The 20,765-nt window shown below is 45.3% G+C and carries 17 protein-coding genes and 2 other annotated features (1 of these 19 cut by a window edge); of the genes, 16 read left to right on the forward strand and 1 reads right to left on the reverse strand.

The annotated features are described in order from the left end of the window. Window positions 1-144: a binding site (T-box leader), on the forward strand; it begins 95 nt to the left of the window's first position. 51 nt (window positions 145-195) lie between these two features. Next, window positions 196-436, forward strand: a binding site (T-box leader). A gap of 69 nt (window positions 437-505) precedes the next feature. The 4 genes from ACIPK1_RS12590 (at window position 506) to ACIPK1_RS12605 (ending at window position 4,426) form a co-directional block, all read left to right on the forward strand. Beyond that, entirely contained in the window at window positions 506-1,582 is a 1,077-nt protein-coding gene (locus tag ACIPK1_RS12590; RefSeq protein WP_008376218.1) for a methionine ABC transporter ATP-binding protein, read from the forward strand. Continuing rightward, window positions 1,583-2,263: a methionine ABC transporter permease gene (locus ACIPK1_RS12595; protein WP_008376215.1), complete on the forward strand. Its 681-nt coding sequence runs from the start codon at window positions 1,583-1,585 to the stop codon at window positions 2,261-2,263. 52 nt (window positions 2,264-2,315) lie between these two features. After that, window positions 2,316-3,155: a MetQ/NlpA family ABC transporter substrate-binding protein gene (locus ACIPK1_RS12600; RefSeq protein WP_008376213.1), complete on the forward strand. Its 840-nt coding sequence runs from the start codon at window positions 2,316-2,318 to the stop codon at window positions 3,153-3,155. Window positions 3,156-3,217: 62 nt separating this feature from the next. Next, window positions 3,218-4,426: a M20 family metallopeptidase gene (locus tag ACIPK1_RS12605; RefSeq protein ID WP_005232314.1), complete on the forward strand. Its 1,209-nt coding sequence runs from the start codon at window positions 3,218-3,220 to the stop codon at window positions 4,424-4,426. Window positions 4,427-4,519: 93 nt separating this feature from the next. On the opposite strand, the gene def is transcribed toward ACIPK1_RS12605, so the two are convergent. Further along, on the reverse strand, window positions 4,520-5,083 hold the full coding sequence (def, locus tag ACIPK1_RS12610) for a peptide deformylase (RefSeq protein WP_008376209.1): 564 nt from the start codon (window positions 5,081-5,083) through the stop codon (window positions 4,520-4,522). Between the two features lie 246 nt (window positions 5,084-5,329). Here def and ACIPK1_RS12615 point away from each other — a divergent pair, with 246 nt between their 5' ends. The 12 genes from ACIPK1_RS12615 to ACIPK1_RS12670 all read left to right on the forward strand — a co-directional run bounded on the left by ACIPK1_RS12615 (window position 5,330) and on the right by ACIPK1_RS12670 (window position 20,585). Further along, window positions 5,330-6,394 carry a DUF871 domain-containing protein gene (locus tag ACIPK1_RS12615; protein ID WP_301389305.1) on the forward strand — a complete coding sequence of 355 codons (1,065 nt, stop codon included), beginning with the start codon at window positions 5,330-5,332 and terminating at the stop codon, window positions 6,392-6,394. Next, window positions 6,387-7,295 (forward strand): N-acetylmuramic acid 6-phosphate etherase, encoded by a 909-nt coding sequence (gene murQ, locus ACIPK1_RS12620; protein ID WP_400451055.1) that lies wholly within the window; start codon window positions 6,387-6,389, stop codon window positions 7,293-7,295. The genes ACIPK1_RS12615 and murQ overlap by 8 nt, the downstream gene beginning before the upstream one ends. Then, the gene (locus tag ACIPK1_RS12625; protein WP_301389303.1) at window positions 7,295-9,310 is read left to right on the forward strand and encodes a glucose PTS transporter subunit IIA; all 2,016 of its coding nucleotides are present in this window, start codon (window positions 7,295-7,297) and stop codon (window positions 9,308-9,310) included. The genes murQ and ACIPK1_RS12625 overlap by 1 nt, the downstream gene beginning before the upstream one ends. Window positions 9,311-9,439: 129 nt before the next feature. Further along, window positions 9,440-10,471 (forward strand): LPXTG cell wall anchor domain-containing protein, encoded by a 1,032-nt coding sequence (locus ACIPK1_RS12630; protein ID WP_142437174.1) that lies wholly within the window; start codon window positions 9,440-9,442, stop codon window positions 10,469-10,471. 266 nt (window positions 10,472-10,737) lie between these two features. After that, window positions 10,738-11,406, forward strand: coding sequence for a TetR/AcrR family transcriptional regulator (locus ACIPK1_RS12635; protein ID WP_005232294.1), 669 nt, complete (start codon window positions 10,738-10,740; stop codon window positions 11,404-11,406). Further along, a complete protein-coding gene (locus ACIPK1_RS12640; protein WP_008376197.1) occupies window positions 11,399-13,126 on the forward strand; it encodes an ABC transporter ATP-binding protein in 1,728 nt (575 codons plus the stop codon). The genes ACIPK1_RS12635 and ACIPK1_RS12640 overlap by 8 nt, the downstream gene beginning before the upstream one ends. Next, window positions 13,123-15,003 (forward strand): ABC transporter ATP-binding protein, encoded by a 1,881-nt coding sequence (locus ACIPK1_RS12645; protein ID WP_061053672.1) that lies wholly within the window; start codon window positions 13,123-13,125, stop codon window positions 15,001-15,003. The genes ACIPK1_RS12640 and ACIPK1_RS12645 overlap by 4 nt, the downstream gene beginning before the upstream one ends. A 204-nt stretch (window positions 15,004-15,207) precedes the next feature. Then, window positions 15,208-16,353, forward strand: a complete 1,146-nt coding sequence (locus ACIPK1_RS12650) for an acetylornithine transaminase (RefSeq protein ID WP_301389301.1) — start codon at window positions 15,208-15,210, stop codon at window positions 16,351-16,353. Window positions 16,354-16,499: 146 nt separating this feature from the next. Then, window positions 16,500-17,522: an N-acetyl-gamma-glutamyl-phosphate reductase gene (gene argC / locus ACIPK1_RS12655; protein WP_005232288.1), complete on the forward strand. Its 1,023-nt coding sequence runs from the start codon at window positions 16,500-16,502 to the stop codon at window positions 17,520-17,522. A 78-nt stretch (window positions 17,523-17,600) separates the two neighbouring features. Then, window positions 17,601-18,791 (forward strand): bifunctional glutamate N-acetyltransferase/amino-acid acetyltransferase ArgJ, encoded by a 1,191-nt coding sequence (gene argJ / locus ACIPK1_RS12660; protein ID WP_034878112.1) that lies wholly within the window; start codon window positions 17,601-17,603, stop codon window positions 18,789-18,791. A 35-nt stretch (window positions 18,792-18,826) separates the two neighbouring features. Then, complete coding sequence (gene argB / locus ACIPK1_RS12665; protein WP_005232286.1) at window positions 18,827-19,588, forward strand: acetylglutamate kinase; 762 nt, start codon at window positions 18,827-18,829, stop codon at window positions 19,586-19,588. Between the two features lie 175 nt (window positions 19,589-19,763). After that, complete coding sequence (locus tag ACIPK1_RS12670; RefSeq protein ID WP_005232279.1) at window positions 19,764-20,585, forward strand: VOC family protein; 822 nt, start codon at window positions 19,764-19,766, stop codon at window positions 20,583-20,585. Window positions 20,586-20,765: the final 180 nt, after the last annotated feature.

Below are 20,765 nucleotides of genomic sequence, written 5' to 3' on the forward strand. Positions count from 1 at the left end.
GGAGGATTGATTGTCGATAAGTAGGCAATCACGGATGCGCACTACCGTTACAAAGTGCACCAATCTCTAGCACGGCTAGACGTTGAGTTGAGGGAAGGGAAACCTTCTAAACAAAAGGTGGTAACACGAGTATTCGTCCTTTTACTAGCAAACGCTGGTAAAAGGACTTTTTTTATACACAAAAATCAAATAGCACCACACACGAAGAATTGGTAAGTACAAAAGCACGTTTTTTCAACAGAGAGCTTCGGTAGCTGAAAAGAAGCATCAAACGACTTTTAGAAAATGGCCAAGGAGTGATTCGTTCCGAGCAGTAGTTTGCAAGGCGACGACGGTAGCGACCGTTATCTGGCTAGAGTATGATCGTACTCGAAAAGGAGCTGTATGCGAGTACAGCTTAAACTGAGGTGGTAACACGCAAAAAGGCGTCCTCAAACAAGTCACAGGTGACTTGTTTGAGGATGCCTTTTTTTTATTGAAAAAGACAAGAACTAGGGGGAAGACGATGATTTCATTAAAAGATATATCAGTAACATTCAATCAATCAAAGAAACCCGCGATCCAAGCGGTCAAAAACGTATCGATCGAGATCGACAAAGGGGACGTGTACGGCATCGTGGGTTACTCAGGCGCCGGGAAAAGTACACTCGTCCGTGTGATCAACTTATTGCAGCGCCCAAGCAGCGGCAGCGTCGTCGTCAACGGCACGGAGCTGACCACACTTTCTGCGAAAGACCTGCGAGAAAAACGGAAAACGATCGGAATGATCTTTCAGCACTTCAACTTGATGGACAGCCGCAATGTTTTTGATAACGTGGATTTTTCCTTGAAATATGGGGGACGGTCCAAACAGGAACGTCATCAAAAAGTAACCGAGCTGCTGGCGCTTGTTGGATTGGAAGAAAAAGCCCAAGCGTTTCCTAGCCAACTATCTGGAGGACAAAAACAGCGGGTCGCCATTGCCAGAGCTTTGGCAAATGATCCAGAGATCTTGCTGTGCGATGAGGCAACTAGCGCCCTTGATCCGAAAACGACCTTACAGATATTGGCTTTGTTGAAAAAATTAAATCGGACTCTCGGTTTGACCATCGTGATCATTACCCATGAAATGCAAGTTGTCAAAGAAATCTGCAACAAAGTGGCAGTGATGGAAGACGGTGAAGTTATTGAGCAAGGTTCGAGCGTTCAGATTTTTAGCCAACCAGAAAAACCATTGACCAAAGATTTCATCCGAACGGCGACGCACATCGACCAAGCCTTAGAAACGATCCTCGGCAGTTCGAAGTTTTCTTCCTTGGCACCGAATGAATGGCTGGTGGAGCTGTCCTACGTGGGGGATCAAACCAATGAACCACTGATCGCCCAATTGTACAGTCGCTACAAAGTGACCACCAATATTCTTTACGGTAACGTGGAGATCTTGCAAGAAGTGCCGATCGGCAGCTTGGTCGTTAGCTTATCCGGAGAGTACCAACAGCGCAAACATGCCTTAGAATATTTGAAGTCTCAAGGAGTGTACACCAATATTTTAAAAGAAAATCATGCAGAACCATTAAACAATGTGATTAAAGGAGGATTTTAGATGGCTGCCTTATTAGAAAGATATTTTCCCAATGTTGTTGCGATCCAAGATGAATTTGTCGCAGCAACGATCCAAACCTTATATATGGTTTTTTGGACCTCTTTGATTGCGGGCATCTTAGGCATCTTGTTAGGGATCGTCCTAGTAGTGACGCGACCGAACGGGATTTTAGAAAATCGACCGCTCTTTGAATTTCTCGATAAAGTCATCAATGTGGTCCGCTCGATCCCTTTCATTATCTTATTGACGTTACTAGGAACCTTTACCCGATTTCTTGTGGGAACGACGATCGGCGAAACAGCAGCATTGGTTCCTCTGATTGCTGGGATCATTCCTTTCTTTGCTCGGCAGATCGAGATTGCCTTGCTAGAAGTTGACCCCGGTGTCGTGGAAGCAGCCGAAGCGATGGGCACCAGTCCTTTCGGCATCATTTTTCGGGTCTATTTGCCAGAAGGCGTGGCGGGAATCATTCGGGTCTCTGCATTGACCGTGATCAATGTGATCGGATTGACCGCCATGGCAGGAGCAGTTGGCGCTGGCGGTTTAGGTAACTTAGCCATCACCCGCGGGTACAACCGATTCCAGACCGATGTCACGATCATGGCGACCTTGATCATCTTAGTATTCGTTTTTATCAGTCAATTTGTCAGCAACCTACTCATTAAACGAGTATCACACTGACCACCACTTACGTACAAATAAAAAAACAAGCAAGTCTATGGAGGAAGAAAAAATGAAAAAAATCGTACAATCAATCGTCTTAGGGGCAGCATTATTATTTATTACCGGATGCGGAAACAATGGCAGTGCCGCAGCCACTGACCAAGAAGAAGTCACTGTGAAATTAGGAGTGATTGGCGCGGACACCGATGTCTGGGATGATGTCAAAGATCGTTTGAAAGACGAAGGCATCAATTTAGAATATGTCCAATTCTCTGATTACAATCAACCCAACGCAGCCTTAGCTGATGGTTCCATTGACCTCAATTCATTCCAACACCAATTTTTCTTGGACAATTATAATAAAGAATTTGGTACCGATCTCGTATCGATCGGCAATACAGTCAACGCGCCATTAGGCATTTATTCCGACAAAGTGACGGATGTCAACGACTTGGCTGAAGGAGCTAAAGTTGCGATCCCGAATGATGTGACCAATGGTGGTCGGGCATTGCTCTTGTTACAATCAGCTGGATTGATCAAAGTGGATGAAGCAGCCGGACAAACACCAACGGTCGCGGATATTACTGAAAACCGTTTGAATTTAGAAATTTCGGAACTTGATGCAGCGCAAACAGCCCGGGCACTTTCCGATGTCGATGTTTCTGTTATCAATAGCGGCATGGCGGTAGATGCAGGATTTGTGCCTACCGAAGATGCAATCTTTTTAGAGCCTGTTGATGAAACGGCCCGTCCTTACGTCAACATCATTGCCGCCCGTAAAGAAGATGAAGACAATGAAGTTTACCAAAAAGTGGTTGCTGCTTACCAAACAGAGGATACGAAAAAAGTCATCGAGGAAACGTCAAAAGGATCAAGTGTTCCTGCTTGGGAAACCTTTGGAGCAAAATAAGTGCTATGTAATTTGATAAAAACACTGAAAAAAACCATGTAAGAAAAAGGAGAGATTTGATTATGACAACAGCAACTATTACAAAAGCAACGATTAAACCATTTATCCAAGAGCGTTTAGCCGCTTATCAAGCCTTGGCATTAGATATCCATAATCACCCAGAAGTCAGCAACTATGAGTTTTACTCAGCCGATGCCCTGATCGCCCAATTAGAAAAAGAAGGCTTTGCTGTTAAAAAGGATGTCGCAGGACATCGCACCGGCTTTGATGCTCGCTATGTCAGTGGGAAACCGGGCCCAACGATTGCCTTTTTAGCTGAGTACGATGCGTTACCAGGGATCGGTCATGCTTGTGGGCACAATCTCTTCGGGACTTATTCCGTCTTAGCAGCCAGTGCCCTGCAACCTTTCATCGATGAGCTAGGCGGGGAGATTCGAGTCTATGGGACGCCAGGAGAAGAAGGTGGGGAAAATGGTTCCGCTAAAGGCAGTTTTGTCCGTGAAGGGTTCTTCAATGATGTCGATGCCGCTCTTTGTGTCCATCCAGCCCATCGCTATGGCAAAACGACAGCGTCATTAGCCAATGATCCAGTGGATATCAAGTTCTATGGTCGAGCTTCCCATGCGGCAGCTGCACCAGAAAAAGGCATCAACGCGTTAGAAGCATTGCTGCAAGTCTTTAACGGGATCAATGGATTGCGTCTGCACTTACCAAAAGACGTCAATATTCATGGTGTGATCACCGATGGTGGCGTGGCAGCCAATGTCGTGCCAGAATATGCAGCCGGTCGTTTTTATTTACGAGCAGCCAATCGAGCGACCTTGAACGATGTCTACGAGAAAGTCGAAAACATCGTCAAAGGAGCCGCATTAGCCACGGGAGCGACCTATGAATTCGGCTTGTTCCAAAACTCCGTCGACGATGTGATCGTGACACCAAGTTTTGATGAGATCTTCTTTGCCCATGCCCAAGAAGCGGGCGTACCTGCCGATGAGATCGATACGGAAGCCAAAACAAGTCTTGGTTCTTCTGATGTCGGCAATGTCAGTCAAGTGATCCCGACGATCCAACCCACCGTTTCGATTTCAGATGACTACATTGCGGGTCATTCGGAAGAATTCAAAGCCGCTGCCAAGAGTGAAAAAGGCTTGCAGTCGATCGCTATCGCGGCTGAACTTTTAGCGCTGACCGCGTTAGATCTTTTTGAACAACCGGCGTTATTAGAAAAAATCAAAGCCGATCATCAAGAAAGCCTAGCAAAAGGCAATTAACGCCAAAACCTTGAAAGAAGATATCCAGAGGATACTCAATAATATAGAAGAAAAAAAAGTCTCTGCCGCAAAATGTCGGTAGAGACTTTTTTGTTAGTCGATGACTAAAATGCCTTCTTTTAATGAAAAAGGATTTTGTTGATTGATATGATCGTAGAACATGACTCCGTTCAAATGATCGATCTCATGCTGAACGACGATTGCAGGATAGTTCTTCAAACGAACTTTTTTCTTTTTGCCGTTGATGTCGTAATAGCTGATCGTGATCCGGGCATGGCGTACCACGTAGCCAGGGACTTCACGGTCCACGGACAGACAGCCTTCGCCTTCACCCAGACAAGCTTCTTGCACGGAATGACTTAGAATTTTAGGATTGTAAAGAACATCTTTAAAATCAGGTTCTGCTTTTTCTGGGTCGCTGCTAGGGACGAGGACCGCTGTGATTCGTTTTGAAATATCTAATTGAGGAGCTGCTAGACCAACACCACCTCTTAATTCGAGTTCTTCTGCCTTGACTGGGTCTTGGCTGTTTTCTAAAAAGGTCATCATTTCTTTTCCTAGTGCGATATCTTCTTCGCTCAAAGGAAAAGGTACTTCTTTTGCTACTTCACGCAAGGTTGGATTGCCTTCGCGAATAATATCATCCATTGTAATCATTGATGATGTGATTCCTCCTACTATGTAAAAATGACGAAAGCAAGTTTCGTTCCTAATAAAGTGTACCACAAGTGCAGAAAGAAGGGCATAAGAAAGTTTAAACGGTAAAGCTTTCTTATTAAATGAAACGATATTTCTATATTGATGATTTAATTATGAAATATAGTTGCGAACAGGGAGAGAATCAGTTATAATGCTTTTATAGAAAACGGTATCACGATAGTGACTCACCAAGGAGGCAAAGAGATGTTCGGCTTTTCTGTATTTATGAACGAAGACTTGACGGCAGCAGAACTTGAGCAGATGACTGCGATGGCATCAGGCTTTAAAGGGATTTTCACCTCCATGCACATACCAGAAGACGATCGCAGTACCTATCGGCAGCGTCTGACGGACTTAGGAGGTTTCGCACAAGACCATCAGCTGTCTTTAATGGTAGATATTTCTGGAAACGCCTTAGCAGAAGCGGGCTTTTCCATCGACAATCTGGCGGAACTAAGGGAGATCGGTGTCACTGGTTTACGAATGGACTATGCCATCGACAATCAACAAATCGCTGCTTTTTCAAAAGAAATGATCATTAGTTTGAATGCCAGTACATTAACGGAAAAAGACATTCGAGAGCTGCAGACGTATGGAGCCGATTTTACTCGTTTGGAAGCTTGGCACAATTATTACCCCCGACCAGAAACAGGACTGGATGCTGACTGGTTTCAGGAGAAGAACCGCTGGTTGAAAGCACAAGGCTTTTTCGTCCAAGCCTTTGTTCCAGGAGATGCCAAGAAACGCGGACCGTTATTTCAAGGATTACCCACACTGGAAAGACACCGCAACTGGTCGCCTTTTGCCGCAGCGATCGACTTGTTGGCTACTGGCTCAGTTGATGCTGTTTACATTGGTGATGGGATGGTTTCTGCAAAAAGTGCGCAGCAGTTTGCGACGTATCTGCAAGAAGCGCGGATCGTTTTGCGGGTCAAAGATCTTGGTTCTACTTACTTTGAACACGTACTAGGGGATCACCAGAATCGTTACGATGAAGCTCGGGATGTATTGCGCAGTGCTGATGCCCGTTTCAATGCCATTCCAGAAGTCAAACCTGAACTTAGTCAAGAGCGGCCAATGGGTGCTGTGACGATCGATAACCAAAAGTATTTGCGCTATATGGGAGAGATTCAAGTGTGCAAACGTCCTTTGCCAGCAGACCCAAAAGTCAACCTCGCCGCTCAGGTGATACCAGCTGATCTGCCTTTGATCCAACAAATCAAAGCAGGGATGCGATTTAAATTAGAAAGAGATGATTCCAATGAATAAAATCAATTTAGACAAATTAACGACTGAACGACGCAATAGCAAAACGAGTAATTTAGATGAAATGACAATTTTAGAAGCGTGTCAAAAAATGAACCAAGAAGATCAAAAAGTTGCCTATGCGGTGGAAAATGAAATTCCTAGTATTGAAAAAGTGATTGAACAAACTATCGCTGCTTTTAAAAAAGGCGGACGCTTGATTTATCTTGGCGCTGGGACAAGTGGTCGATTAGGCGTCTTGGATGCGGCCGAATGTGTCCCAACCTTTGGGGTATCACCTGAGATGGTGGTCGGTCTGATCGCCGGTGGCGAAGAAGCGATGACGGTTGCTGTAGAGGGAGCAGAAGACTCCTTAACGCTAGGGAAACAAGACCTTGTCGATCTGAAGTTGAACCCAAATGACATGGTGATCGGGATCGCTGCCAGTGGTAGAACGCCTTACGTGATTGGGGCTCTTGATTACGCCAATGAGCTTGGTGCCACAACGGCTACGATCGCTTGTAACAAAGATGCGGAGATCTCTCAACATGCCAGCTTTCCAATTGAAGTCGATTGTGGCCCAGAGTTTCTGACGGGTTCGACTCGTTTGAAATCAGGAACTGCCCAAAAATTAATTTTGAATATGATTTCGACGTTATCGATGGTAGGGATCGGCAAAGTCTACAATAATTTGATGGTCGACGTGAAAGCGACCAACGAAAAATTGGTGGAACGCTCAAAACGGATCATCATGCAGGCAACTGAAGCTGATTATGAAACAGCCGCCGCGGCATTTGAAGAAGCAGATCAGAATGTCAAATTGGCGATCGTGATGCTGTTGACTGATAGCACGAAAGACGAAGCACAAACAAAACTTGCCACGGCACATGGGTTTGTCAAAACGGCGTTAGGAGGAGAAAAGTAATGGCAAAAGAAACACTGACGGTAGAAGAGCTAGCGGAGAAGATTTTTCAAGAAGCCGGCGGAATGGACAACGTAGAAACAGTCAATCACTGTATGACTCGCGTACGAATGACCGTCCGCGACCACGACAAGGTCGATCAACAAGGGTTAAAAGAGATTCCCGGTGTGATGGGTGTCGTCAATGACGAGCAGCTGCAAGTCATTATCGGACCAGGGAAAGTCAACAAAGTAGCCAACGCAATGGTGGCAAAAGCCGGTGTTGATTTAGGGCAAGAGATCCCGCAGCAAAAATCAGGCAAAGAGGCGTTATCAGAAAAAACGGCAGAGATGAAAGCAGCCCAAAAAGCCAAACAAAAATCATCACCATTGAAGTCGCTGCTGAAAGACATTTCAAATATCTTTGTTCCAATGATTCCAGCCTTCGTTGGTGCAGGACTCGTTGCAGGGATCGCCTCCGTTCTGACCAACATGATCACTGCTGGAACTTTAGATGGAGATACTTGGAATTATTATGTCATGATTTTAAACGTCCTAAGAAATGGGATGTTCACCTATTTAGCGATCTTTACTGGGGTCAATGCTGCGCAGGTCTTTAAAGCCAATCCAACCCTTGGTGGAGTGATCGGTTCGATCATCTTGCTGACAGGTATGAACCCAGAAGCCCCGATCCAAAACTTGTTCACTGGCGAAGCTTTAGCTGCCAACCAAGGGGGGATCATCGGTGTGATCTTCGCTGTATGGCTTTTGGCGAAATTAGAGGCAGTGCTGCATCGAGTGATTCCTGAAGCGATCGATATTATCGTGACCCCGACGTTGTGTTTGTTGATCATCGGTTTGACGGAGATTTTCTTGATCATGCCATTGGCAGGTCTGATCTCTGACAGCTTAGTCGGTTCGATCACTTGGGTCTTGAATGTGGGCGGTGCGTTTTCTGGGTTTGTCTTAGGGGCGGCCTTCCTACCAATGGTCATGTTTGGTTTGCATCAAATTTTGACCCCAATCCACATCCAAATGATCGAAGCAACAGGCAGCACGCAATTATTACCGATTTTAGCCATGGCTGGTGCCGGTCAAGTCGGAGCAGCTTTCGCCTTATGGGTACGACTACGTAAAGACAAAGAGCTTTCTGAAATGATCAAAGGTGCATTGCCAGTTGGGATCTTAGGTATTGGCGAACCATTGATCTACGGAGTGACATTGCCATTAGGTCGACCATTTATCACTGCTTGTATTGGTGGTGGGATCGGTGGTGCGGTCATTGGCGCTTTGACAAATATCGGCGCAACGGCGATTGGACCATCAGGGCTAGCTTTGATTCCATTGATTGCCAACGGCCGTTGGATGGGTTATATTTTCGGCTTGTTAGCAGGCTATGCTGGCGGCTTCGTTGCCACCTACTTCTTTGGGATTCCTAAAGATCGCTTAGAAGCAGTCAAAGAAAGCGAGGCAGAGGAGGCAAAACCAGCTGCAACCGTCACTTCCGTGCAACCGCAACCAAAAGAAACGAGTGAAACGGCAGCAAAGGAAACGGCAGCAAATTCATCAGCAACAACGATCGATACACCCTTATACGCAGTAGCAACAGGCACGACAAAATCAATCAGTGCATCAAGTGATCCGGTATTTTCGCAAAAAATGATGGGCGACGGGTATTTTGTCTTGCCAGACAATGGAGCGATCTTTGCACCAGCAGCAGGAACGATCACGACGATTTTCCCAACGAAACATGCATTGGGGATCAAGACTGCCAGCGGGCTAGAGATTCTGCTACACATGGGTGTCGACACCGTGGAATTGCAAGGAGCACCTTTTGAAATCCTGGTGGAGGAAGGCCAAGCCGTGACACCAGCCACCCAAGTTGCCCAAGTCGATTTGGCGCAGTTGACAGCTAAAGGCAAAGCTTCTGAGATGCTTGTCATTATCACCAATATGGACCAAGCAGCCAACGTTGAACTGTTACCGATCGCGGAAACAAACGCAGGTCAAGCAGTCATGCATGTGGCAACGATAAAATAATGGTAAAACCTCTATCTGATAAAGATGGAGGTTTTTTTTTAAGAAGTTACTAAATTGATTGCGGAAACGAGGCCTTTATGTTACAGTTTCGTTACAAAGGGAGAAATCCCATTCGAGGAGGCAATGACGATGAAAAAAATAATTTGGTTCGGACTGATGTCGCTGGCATTTTCACCAATGATGGTTCATGCAGATGAAACGGCTACGAGTGGAAGTGACAATCCGGTTGCCGTTAGCGAGACGCTTTCATCAGAAGGGCAAACAGACAGTGAGCAGATTCAAAATTCTGCCCAAGAAAGTACAGATGAAAATCAAGAAACGGATCAATCCGCTACTTCAGAAACTACAGCTGACGAGAATCAAGAGCCAGTCGATTCCGAAGCCGTTATTGCCTCGATCCAAGCAGAGACAGGGACGCAAAACGTCAATGAGATCAACACGTTAGCCGATGAACCTAGTTCGCTTCGTAGCGCCTTAACCCAAGGGATCACTGAAGGCAGTGTGACCGCATTTACCCAAGAACAGTTGGACCAGTTGACAGATGAAGAATTGACCAATGGCAATCGCCTAGCGCTACGTTATTCTAGTGATGCGATGGGCTTTGATATTGCTTACTTGGCAAAAATCATCGGCGCCTTGTTTGTCGATCAGACGTTATCCTGGGAAGCCATTGAGCCGCAACTGGCTTTTGATGCGAATAGCTATGCCAGTTTTGCTGACTTGATTCCTGTCGTGGATCAGTTGCAGGAATATTTACGGGTCGTCTATCCAGCAGACGGAGTCTTTTTACATTTGAATCAAGCCGTTTCCAACGAATGGATGATTTCAATTTTGACCAATTTAAATCAGATGGAACAAGAGATGCAAGTCGATCCAGGTGCCTTTGTCCCAGGACGGATCTCTTATATCATTCAAGCGGCAAATGATTCCATGTATCTGCCTACAGGCACGCAAACGAGTACGACTGAAGAAGCGACGGCAACATCGACGACTGCTCAAGAAACAGCGACAACGACTTCTTCGAAAGAGGCCAACGCTACTGCCGATGGTGAAAAAACATTACCTAAAACCAATGAAGCGCCAAGTTATACCTTATTGATCGCAGGTGTTATCCTGCTGCTGATCGTTTTCTTGATTTTATGGCGCCGAAAGAAAAAATGACCGTTATTTATAATCGGCAGAATGAAAAAATAGCAACCTTCGTTTTCCATCAGGGAAACGAAGGTTTTTTGTTTTCAGAAATTTCACTCGTGATTTCTTTTCAAATAACGCCTTTTATAAAAAGACCAGAATCGATTCCTTCATAAAAAAGTCAAATTTAAATTCTTGCATTCTCTGGTGAGGGGTGTATAATGACACAGTGTCATATGACATCGTGTCATATTGAGGGCTGTGATTTATTTTAAATTAGAAAGGAGTTGCTTGTGATGCCGACCGATACATTTTTTCACTTGCCGCCGGAAAAACAAAAGCGCATCTTAAATGCGGCGAAAAAAGAATTCTCAAGGCTGCCGTTGAAAGACGCCTCGATCGCCAATATCATCAAAGATGCCGAGATTCCTCGTGGGAGTTTTTATCAATACTTCGAAAACAAAGAAGATCTTTATTACTATTATTTCCATACGTTGAAAAAAAATAGTCAGCGAGATCTGCTGAAATCGATCCAACATGAAAACGGGGATCTGTTTGCGGGGTTCGAATGGTACTTTTCACGGATGATCGCCGAGGTTTTCAAAGGCAAAAACGCAAACTTTTACCGCAATTTATTTATGAGTATGGATTATCGTTCCTTCCATAAAGTCGTTCCAGAGATGCAGCACAAGATGCATCAAGAACACAAAGCCGATCGGCAGAAGCAACAAGCCATCTTTTTGTCAGAGGTCGACAAAGATTTATTGAAAGTCAAAGACGACCATGAGTTGAAAATGCTGATCCAGCTGCTGATGCATACCGTCTTTTCGACGATTGCCGAAGCCTATCGCCAATCAGCATTCGATCCAGACTATGATCCTGCCGAAGCGATCGCTGATTTCAACAGTAAAGTCCGCTGGTTAAGAGAGGGCGCAAAAAAAGAAAGAGGGGAAACCTATGATTAAGCTGATAAAACGCGTATCCGTCATTTCCATAATCATGGCAGTGGTGTTTATGGTGATCCAAGTCGTTTCTGATTTGTATCTACCGACATTGACTTCCAATATTATCAACAATGGGGTGGCGACAGGGGACATTGATTACATTTGGAAAACCGGCTTTTACATGATCGGCTTTTCATTGATCAGTATCATCGCCGCTTTAGGAAATACGTATTTCGCAACAAGAGAATCACAAAAATTAGGACAAAAACTACGTTCGGACATTTACCAAAAAGTTGAGAATTTTTCTTCTCGTTCTTTCGATAAATTTGGGACCGCATCATTAATCACGCGGACCACCAACGACGTCAACCAAATTCAAATGGTGACGCAAATGTTTTTACGTATGATGATCAATGCACCGATCACACTGATTGGGGCGAGCTTCTTGGCCTACCAAAAAGATGCCCAGTTAACACGGATCTTTTTAGTCGTTATTCCTATCATGCTAGTATTAGTCGGCGGTATTATGTATTTTGCCGTTCCTTTATTCAAAAGTATGCAAAAGAAAACCGACCGTTTGAACTTAGTCTTTCGTGAAGGCTTGACGGGGGTCCGGGTCATTCGGGCATTTGACAAAACGGATTATGAAGCAAACCGCTTTGATCAAGCCAACAAAGATTACACCCACACCGCGATCAAAGTAAATACCATCGTGGCCTTGATGATGCCTTTGATGACGTTGATCATGAGTGGAACGAACATTGCCATCACATGGTTTGGTGGTCATTATATTGCCGAAATGACCTTAGAAGTCGGGAACCTGATTGCGTTTATGACTTATGCGATGCAAATTTTGATCAGCTTTATGATGCTGTCCATGATCTTCGTGATGGTGCCAAGAGCCCAAGCATCAGCTGATCGGATCAACGAAGTCTTAAATGAAGAAGATGAAATTCTCGATCCAAAAACACCAGCGACATTGAGCTTACAAGGGGATCAAGCAACCTTGACTTTTGACCATGTGGCGTATCGCTACCAAGGCGCTGAGAAATTGGCGTTGGAAGATATCGACTTCCAAGCAAAATCTGGTGATTTTGTTGCCATCATCGGTGGGACGGGCTCAGGGAAAACGACACTAGTCAATCTCTTGCCTCGTTTGTACGATGTGGAGTCTGGTGCAATCAAAATCAATGGGGTCAATATTGCAGAAATCACCCAGCATAATCTACGAGAAGTCGTGGGCTTTGTTCCGCAAAAAGCGGTACTGTTTTCCGGTACCATTCGTGAAAATATGAAATATGGAAAACCTGATGCGACAGACGAAGAAATCTGGCAAGCATTAGAGATCGCCCAAGCCAAAGATTTTGTCTCCGAACTGGCAGATGGCTTAGATAGCCGTGTAGAACAAGGCGGCGGCAACTTCTCTGGTGGACAACGTCAACGTTTAGCGATTGCTCGTGCGTTAGTGAAACAAGCAGATGTCTATGTCTTTGATGATTCCTTCTCCGCATTGGACTTCAAAACCGATGCAAACTTACGAGCAGCGCTGAAACGCGACATGCAAGACAGCATCATGGTCGTGGTTGCCCAACGGGTCAGCACCGTCATGGATGCCGATACGATCTTAGTATTGGATGAAGGACAACTCGTAGGGAAAGGGACCCATGAATCATTAATGGCAGACAATGAAACCTATCAAGAAATCGTTTCTTCACAATTGAGAGAGGAGGATCTTGCATGAGTGAAAAGAAAACAACAACACAACACCGTGGCGGACCAATGGGTGGCGGCCCGGGCCGTAACATCGGTGCCAAAGGACCAAAACCAAAAAACTTTTGGGGGACGGTCAAACGGCTTTTCGGGTACATGTCGAAACGCTCCATCGCTATCATTGCCGTCTTCGTTTTAGCGATCGCAGCCGTGATCTTCCAAATCCAAACACCGAAAATTTTAGGGGAAGCGACCACTGAAATTTTTAAAGGGGTCATGATCGGTACGCAGCAGATGCAAGCCGGCCAACAGGTGACAGAATTTCCTATCGATTTTGAGAAAGTTGGTCAAATCATTTTGATCGCGATCGGCATGTATGTGATTTCAGCCGTCTTCAACTTTCTACAACAGTTTATTATGACCCGTGTCTCTCAACGAACGGTTTATGAGCTGCGTCGAGACTTAGATGAAAAAATGAACCGCTTGCCGATCTCTTACTATGATACTCACTCAAATGGGGATATCATGTCACGGGCAATCAATGATATGGATAATATCGCAAGTACCCTGCAACAAAACTTGACCCAATTTATTACGAGTGTCGTGACCTTTATCGGGGTTTTGTGGATGATGCTGACGATCAGTTGGCAACTGACTTTGATTGCTTTAGCAACGGTTCCTTTAAGCTTGATCGTCGTGATGATCGTCGCACCAAAATCGCAAAAATTCTTTGCGGCCCAACAAAAAAGTTTAGGATTGCTCAATGACCAAGTCGAAGAAACTTACGGCGGTCATACAGTAGTCAAAACCTTCAACCATGAAGCTGCCGATCAAGTCGTTTTTGAAGAAGAAAATGACCGTCTGTATTCTGCTGGTTGGAAAGCCCAATTTATTTCAGCGATTATTATGCCCTTGATGAACTTCATTAAAAACTTAGGCTATGTCTTCGTGGCTGTCCTTGGTGGAATCAAGGTAGCGAATGGGAACATGACGTTAGGGGATGTGCAAGCATTCTTGCAATACACCAATCAATTCTCTCAACCGATCACTCAAATCGCTAGTTTGCTAAACACCATCCAATCAACCGTTGCATCTGCCGAACGGGTCTTTGAAGTCTTGGATGAAGAAGAAATGAATGATGAGCCTTCTGGTTTACCAGTGGAAGACAGTGAATACAAAGTTCGTTTCGATCATGTTCAATTTGGTTATGCCCCAGACAAATTATTGATGACCGATTTTAATTTGGATGTCAAAGCTGGTGAGATGGTGGCTATCGTAGGACCAACCGGCGCTGGGAAAACCACGCTGATCAATCTCTTGGAACGTTTTTATGATGTTTCTGGCGGTAGCATTCGTTATGATGGCAGAGATACCCGAGACTTGACTCGTGATGAATTGCGTAGTAATATCTCGATGGTGCTGCAAGATACGTGGTTGTTTACCGGCTCCATCTATGACAACATTCATTATGGAAATGAAAAAGCGACCAAAGAACAAGTGATTGCTGCGGCGAAGGCTGCCCATGTGGATGATTTTGTTCGCAAATTGCCAGAAGGCTATGATACGGTCTTGAATGAAGAAGCCAGCAACATCTCCCAAGGTCAACGTCAGCTGATCACGATCGCCCGCGCCTTCTTAGCGGATCCGGACGTCTTGATTTTGGATGAGGCAACTTCTAGTGTCGATACGCGGACTGAGATCTTGATCCAGAAAGCAATGGGGCGTTTGTTAGAAAATCGGACCAGCTTTGTGGTTGCTCACCGTCTCTCTACGATTCGTGATGCTGACAATATCATCGTGATGAATCACGGATCTATTGTTGAGACTGGAAACCATGAGGAATTGATGGCGCAAAACGGTTTCTATGCAGACCTTTATAACAGTCAATTTTCAGAAGAAGTGGCGTGATCCACTGTTTGTAATGAAAGAAATTCTTCCCCAAATGATGATAAACAGACCGCCAAAGGTTGACTGAAAGAAAGCAGTGATTGTCACTGCTTTCTTTTTTTTATGAATTTATATGGCTTTATTTTAAATATTTATTGCAATTATCTAGATAAAAATGTATATTAATACATAATTTCGAATGATCCAAGACAAGGAGTGAAACCAATGAGTCATCTTTTTCCTAATTACAGCCGTTTGCCCATCGATATCCAGCAAGGCAGCGGGAGCTATGTCGTAGATTCGCAAGGGAACCAATATTTAGATTTAACGAGCGGTATCGGGGTTGTCAATCTCGGTTATGGACATCCCAAAGTGCAAGCCGCTTTGATGACCCAAGCAGAGCAGATTTGGCATGTGCCGAATTTATATGACAGCCAACTACAAGAAGAAGTTGCCCAAAAGCTGACCCAAAACCAAAAGAACGTATCAGACGAGCCGTATCTGGCCTATTTTTGTAATAGCGGCGCTGAGGCGAACGAAGCAGCTTTAAAGCTGGCTCGCAAAGCGACTGGCCGTAGCAAAGTCATCAGTTTTGAACAATCTTTCCACGGTCGGACCTTTGGCGCGATGTCTTTGACTGGGCAAAGCAGTATTCACGATGGGTTTGGTCCGCTGGTACCAGAGATGGTGTATGTACCCTTTAATGACCTTGAGGCATTGCAAGCCGTTTTAGATGAGCATACGGCAGCCGTGTTTTTAGAATTGATCCAAGGCGAAGGCGGCGTGATCCCTGCTGAGGTGGCATGGGTCCAAGCCGTGGCAGCCCTTTGTCAGGAGCAGGGAGCACTGCTAGTGGTGGATGAGATCCAAACCGGGATGGGACGGACAGGAACGCTGTTTGCGTTTGAAGGATACGGCATTGAACCTGATCTTTTTACCGTAGCCAAAGGGCTTGGTAACGGGATCCCTGTCGGAGCGATGCTAGGCAAAAGTCATTTGCAAACGGCTTTTGGACCAGGTAGTCACGGTTCGACCTTTGGTGGCAATAAATTAGCGATGGCCGCTGCTAGTGCCGTTTGCAGTGTGTTGCAAGAAGAGGACATTCAAGTCAATGTTCAATTGCGCCAGCAGCAGTTTTTCGACGGATTGCAAGGATTATCTAAAGTGCAGGCGATTCGTGGGAAAGGATTGATGATCGGTATCGAATTAGCAGATTCGGAAAGCTTGCAATCCGTGTTGACCCAACTGCGGAACCAAGGCCTCCTCGCATTAAAGGCGGGAACCAAGGTTTTGCGCTTGCTGCCACCCTTAACGATCTCGCAAGAGGAAACGCAAGCAGCCTTGGCGATTTTACAAGCGATCTTAGCATAATTGTATAAAAATAGATTTTTTGAGCATTTTTTCTTATAAAAACCGAATAACAGCGAGTTTATTTTGAATAGTTTTATAAATAATCATTGACAGAGCGATGGGAGTTTCTTATAATCTTAAGTAAATTCTTTTGAGGAGTGACGTGTTTGAAGGCAGCAATCGTTGGTGTAACAGGGTATACCGGAATTGAATTGATTCGTTTGATCCAGCAGCATCCCCAATTGGAGGTGGGCACCTTGCATAGTCATTCTATGCATGAAAATTCATCAGTTTTGTATCCTCATTTAATTGGACTGACAGAGCGGTTGATCGAACCTTTTGATGCAGAAAAAATCCAAAAGGAAAATCAACTCGTGTTTTTTGCGACTCCTGCTGGAATCAGCAAAGAACTCGCAGCGACTTTTGTCGCAAATGACTTTCCAGTGATTGACCTTTCTGGTGATCTGCGATTGAAGGATCGGGATAGCTATCAAAAATGGTATCACCAAGAAGCTGCACCTGCCGAGTTGTTGGCACAAGCGACCTATTCGCTGCCTGAGTTTGCAACGACTTCTGGCAATTTGATCGCCAATCCAGGCTGTTATGCGACTGCTGCCATTTTAGCGGCTGCGCCGTTGGTTCAGCAAAAACTATTCAGCGGCACGTTGATTTTTGATGGCAAGTCGGGCTTATCGGGTGCTGGAAAGAAATTGACTGACAGCAGTCACTTTGCAACCGCTGCGGATAACATGACGATGTATAAGCCAAATCAGCATCAGCATATTCCCGAGATCATGCAACAGTTTCAACAATGGGATCAGGCAATGCCGCCGATCCAATTTTCTACCAGCTTACTGCCTGTCAAAAGAGGGATCTTTATGACGCTTTATGCCCCTACCAAAGACGCGATTTCGCAAGAGGACATCTATGAGCAGTACGTAAAAACGTATCAAGACCATCCGTTTGTCCGAGTGCAACCGTTAGGAAAGCTGCCCGAGCTGCGGCAAGTGACGGGAACGAATTTTTGTGACATTGGCCTATGTTTCAATCCGCTGACCCAAGTGTTGACCGTTGTCGCAGTGATCGATAATTTAGGCAAAGGGGCTGCTGGCCAAGCGATCCAAAACTTCAATCGATGGGCAGGGATACCAGAAACGACCGGTCTTATGCAAGCTCCGTTATACCCATAAAATAGCCAACAGACACGTGAGGATACTCGTGTCAGCCAGTGGACAATCCGCAAAAAGGTGGCAGTAGGAGGAAAGAAAATGAAAGAAATCGAAGGAACGATCGCAACCCCAAAAGGTTTTTTTGCCGACGGTCTGCATTGCGGTCTGAAGAAAGAGAAAGTCGATCTTGGTTGGATCGTCTCTGAAGTGCCAGCCAGTGCTGCGGCAGTCTTTACCACCAATCAAGTACAAGCGGCACCCATTCTCGTTACAAAGGAAAAAATGCAAGCAGGCACCTTGCAAGGCGTGATCGTCAATGCGGGCAATGCCAATGCTTGTACCGGGGAGCAAGGTTTAAAAGATGCACAAGAGATGGCAGAATTGGCAGCAGACCAGCTGCATACGAGTCCCGAAGCCTTTGCGGTAGCCTCCACCGGAATCATTGGCAAGAGCTTACCGATGGAAAAAATCACTGCAGGGATTCAGCAACTAAACAGGCAAGGGGATGCCCACCAATTCCAAAGAGCGATTTTGACGACGGATCTGACTGAAAAAAGCAGTGTCATCCAATCAACAATCGCTGACAAAACGGTGACTGTTGCGGGCTGTGCCAAAGGGTCTGGTATGATCCATCCCAATATGGCCACGATGCTGGCCTTTGTTACGACAGATGCGGCGATCGCTCCAGCACTCTTGCAAGCACTGCTGAAAGAATTAACCGACGTTACTTTCAATCAAATCACGGTCGATGGCGATACATCTACCAATGATATGGTGTTAGTTTTAGCCAACGGGTTAGCCAAAAATCCAACGATCGAAGCCGATACGCCAGCTTATCATGAGTTTAAAGGGATGCTTAAAGCAGTTCTGACCGCCTTAGCCAAAGCAATTGCGAAGGACGGAGAAGGCGCCAGCAAATTGATCGAAGCTCACACGAGTGGAGCTGTGACCGATGAAGCAGCCCGCATGATCAGCAAAACCATCGTCGGTTCGCCGCTGGTCAAAACAGCCCTCTTTGGCAAAGACCCAAACTGGGGGCGTATCTTATGTGCAGTGGGTTATAGTGGGCAACCCATCGATCCAGCAACGGTATCGATCGCATTAGCCGACATTCCCGTCTTTGTCCAAGGGACGCCGGTAGCTTTTGACGAAACCATCATGCAAGAACAGTTGGCGGAAAATGAAGTCAAAGTCGCTGTTGAGCTGAAAGAAGGGGCAGGTGTTGGCACCGCTTGGGGCTGTGATCTGACGTATGACTATGTGAAAATCAACGCACTATATCATACCTGAAACAAATCAGGTACTAGACAAAAAGGAGCGAGTAGATGGAAACGATCGTAGTAAAAATCGGCGGTGTCGCCTCAGAAAATTTAACCCCGTCATTCTTTGAGACGATAGCAGATTGGCAAGCTGCGGGCAAAAAAGTGGTCATCGTCCATGGCGGTGGTCACTACATCTCAGAAATGATGGAGAAAATGGCGTTGACAGTCAAAATCAAAGACGGCTTGCGGGTGACCGATCCCCAGACGCTTGAAGTGACTAGAATGGTCCTTTTGGGACAAGTTCAACCGCTGATTACGACTGCTTTCCAGCAAGCTGGCTTCCATGCCGTGGGACTGAATGCTGGCTGTGATCAGCTGATCCAAGGAGAAGTTATCGATGAGGAGAAATTAGGGCAAGTAGGGAAAGTTCAGCGAATCAACGCCGCCTTCTTGCAGCTCTTGACAGAGAAAAAACATGTCCCGATCTTGGCCCCACTAGGAATTACGCCAGAGGGGCAATGGTTGAACATCAACGCGGATGAAGTGGCTTGTCAGGTCGCAGCCAGCTTACAAGCCGAAAAACTGTATTTGTTGACGGATGTCCCTGGGATCAAGCAAGAAAGTAAGTGGTTATCCGCTGTTTCTTTTGAAGAGATCCCCCGCTTGATCACCGAAGAAGTAGTCACGGGCGGCATGCTGCCAAAACTAAAAAGTGCTCAGAAAGCCTTAAAAGCAGGGGTAGCTGCCGTTTGTATCACCGATCGGATCGATCGTTTAGGAACCCAGATCCTCGCGGCAAGTCCAGCAGCAGCTGGCTGTAGTTGAAGCCATTAGCGACACCCAAGCGCCTCCTCTCTACTCATAAAAATGCAAAATTCTGACTTTTCTGTGCGTTTCTTCTTATTTTCTCTAAAAAAAGAATAAAAGAGATAGGGATTTCATTTGCTAGAATTTCGTTTTATCAGTACAATGAGTACATATGTAAGTAGGGGGAGAAACAATGACAGATTTCTTATTGGGGAGCAGTACGAAGTTGCTGACTGTTGCAATTCGGGTAAAAGACCGCGATCAAGCGATTGCCTTTTATCGCGATGTACTTGGCTTTGAGCTGAAAAGAGAAGAAAATGAGTTGGCCATCTTTGGTCTAAAAGGATTAGATAGAGAAGTTTTATGGTTGGAAGAAAGCCCGCGTGCCAACGACCATTTCGGTGAGATCAAAAAGATGCAGCGCATCGTTTTAGCCGTATCCTCGCTAGAAGAAGCGGCAACTATCGCGAGCAATGCCCAACAAAAAGCGATTGCTTTCGAAGAAGCTCGTTATGAAGCGAATCAATTAGGCTTCCTGATAGCTGATCCAGAAGGAAACAAAATCGAAGTCTTATTTACAGCACCCGCAGGAACTGCGGTACCCAAAGACGAAGCAGAATTGATCAAAGCGGCACCTGCAAAAGCGGCTGGCTTATCAAAAGAAGCTCATTTTGGCAAGCTGTATTTAAACGTCAGTAATCTAGCCAAAGAGCAGCTTTTCTTAGAAGAAAGCTTAGGGTTGAAAACAAAAGAAGCCGAAACGAAGGAATTTATCCTCAATGATGGTGACTTCCAAGTTGGCTTGACGGAAGCACAAGGTGGTACGATCGATTTACCGACCCATGAGGTGCTTGGCTTAGACTTCTTGAAAATCTCCATCAGTCAAGAAGATATCGATACATTAGAAAAACACTTGTCTGAGAAGAAGCAAGAGTTTTTCATCGACAAAAAACGGCAATTGTTGACGACCTACGATGCGATCGGTATCGAATGGTGGTTTATCGTTAAAAAATAAAGTGTTTTGAAAGGGACTGTGACATAAGTCCATAGAAGAAAACCGCAAGAAATGACGAGAAATCGTTCATTTCTTGCGGTTTTTTGGCTCTACAATATTTAGTGTTGGTGGAAAATCTACGGATTTTCTACCAACACTTTTTTTGTAAAAAAAGATAGAAAAAGAGATAGCCTAACTGGT

Origin of the sequence: Enterococcus sp. NPDC086594 (genome assembly GCF_044746145.1) — a bacterium.
Taxonomy (GTDB): Bacteria; Bacillota; Bacilli; order Lactobacillales; family Enterococcaceae; genus Enterococcus_D; species Enterococcus_D entomosocium.

Bases quoted from the DNA above. Each gene is read 5' to 3' on its own strand.
- ACIPK1_RS12590 (WP_008376218.1), top strand. From the start codon at position 506: ATGATTTCATTAAAAGATATATCAGTAACATTCAATCAATCAAAGAAA.
- ACIPK1_RS12595 (WP_008376215.1), top strand. From the start codon at position 1,583: ATGGCTGCCTTATTAGAAAGATATTTTCCCAATGTTGTTGCGATCCAA.
- ACIPK1_RS12600 (WP_008376213.1), top strand. From the start codon at position 2,316: ATGAAAAAAATCGTACAATCAATCGTCTTAGGGGCAGCATTATTATTT.
- ACIPK1_RS12605 (WP_005232314.1), top strand. From the start codon at position 3,218: ATGACAACAGCAACTATTACAAAAGCAACGATTAAACCATTTATCCAA.
- def (WP_008376209.1), bottom strand. From the start codon at position 5,083: ATGATTACAATGGATGATATTATTCGCGAAGGCAATCCAACCTTGCGT.
- ACIPK1_RS12615 (WP_301389305.1), top strand. From the start codon at position 5,330: ATGTTCGGCTTTTCTGTATTTATGAACGAAGACTTGACGGCAGCAGAA.
- murQ (WP_400451055.1), top strand. From the start codon at position 6,387: ATGAATAAAATCAATTTAGACAAATTAACGACTGAACGACGCAATAGC.
- ACIPK1_RS12625 (WP_301389303.1), top strand. From the start codon at position 7,295: ATGGCAAAAGAAACACTGACGGTAGAAGAGCTAGCGGAGAAGATTTTT.
- ACIPK1_RS12630 (WP_142437174.1), top strand. From the start codon at position 9,440: ATGAAAAAAATAATTTGGTTCGGACTGATGTCGCTGGCATTTTCACCA.
- ACIPK1_RS12635 (WP_005232294.1), top strand. From the start codon at position 10,738: ATGCCGACCGATACATTTTTTCACTTGCCGCCGGAAAAACAAAAGCGC.
- ACIPK1_RS12640 (WP_008376197.1), top strand. From the start codon at position 11,399: ATGATTAAGCTGATAAAACGCGTATCCGTCATTTCCATAATCATGGCA.
- ACIPK1_RS12645 (WP_061053672.1), top strand. From the start codon at position 13,123: ATGAGTGAAAAGAAAACAACAACACAACACCGTGGCGGACCAATGGGT.
- ACIPK1_RS12650 (WP_301389301.1), top strand. From the start codon at position 15,208: ATGAGTCATCTTTTTCCTAATTACAGCCGTTTGCCCATCGATATCCAG.
- argJ (WP_034878112.1), top strand. From the start codon at position 17,601: ATGAAAGAAATCGAAGGAACGATCGCAACCCCAAAAGGTTTTTTTGCC.
- argB (WP_005232286.1), top strand. From the start codon at position 18,827: ATGGAAACGATCGTAGTAAAAATCGGCGGTGTCGCCTCAGAAAATTTA.
- ACIPK1_RS12670 (WP_005232279.1), top strand. From the start codon at position 19,764: ATGACAGATTTCTTATTGGGGAGCAGTACGAAGTTGCTGACTGTTGCA.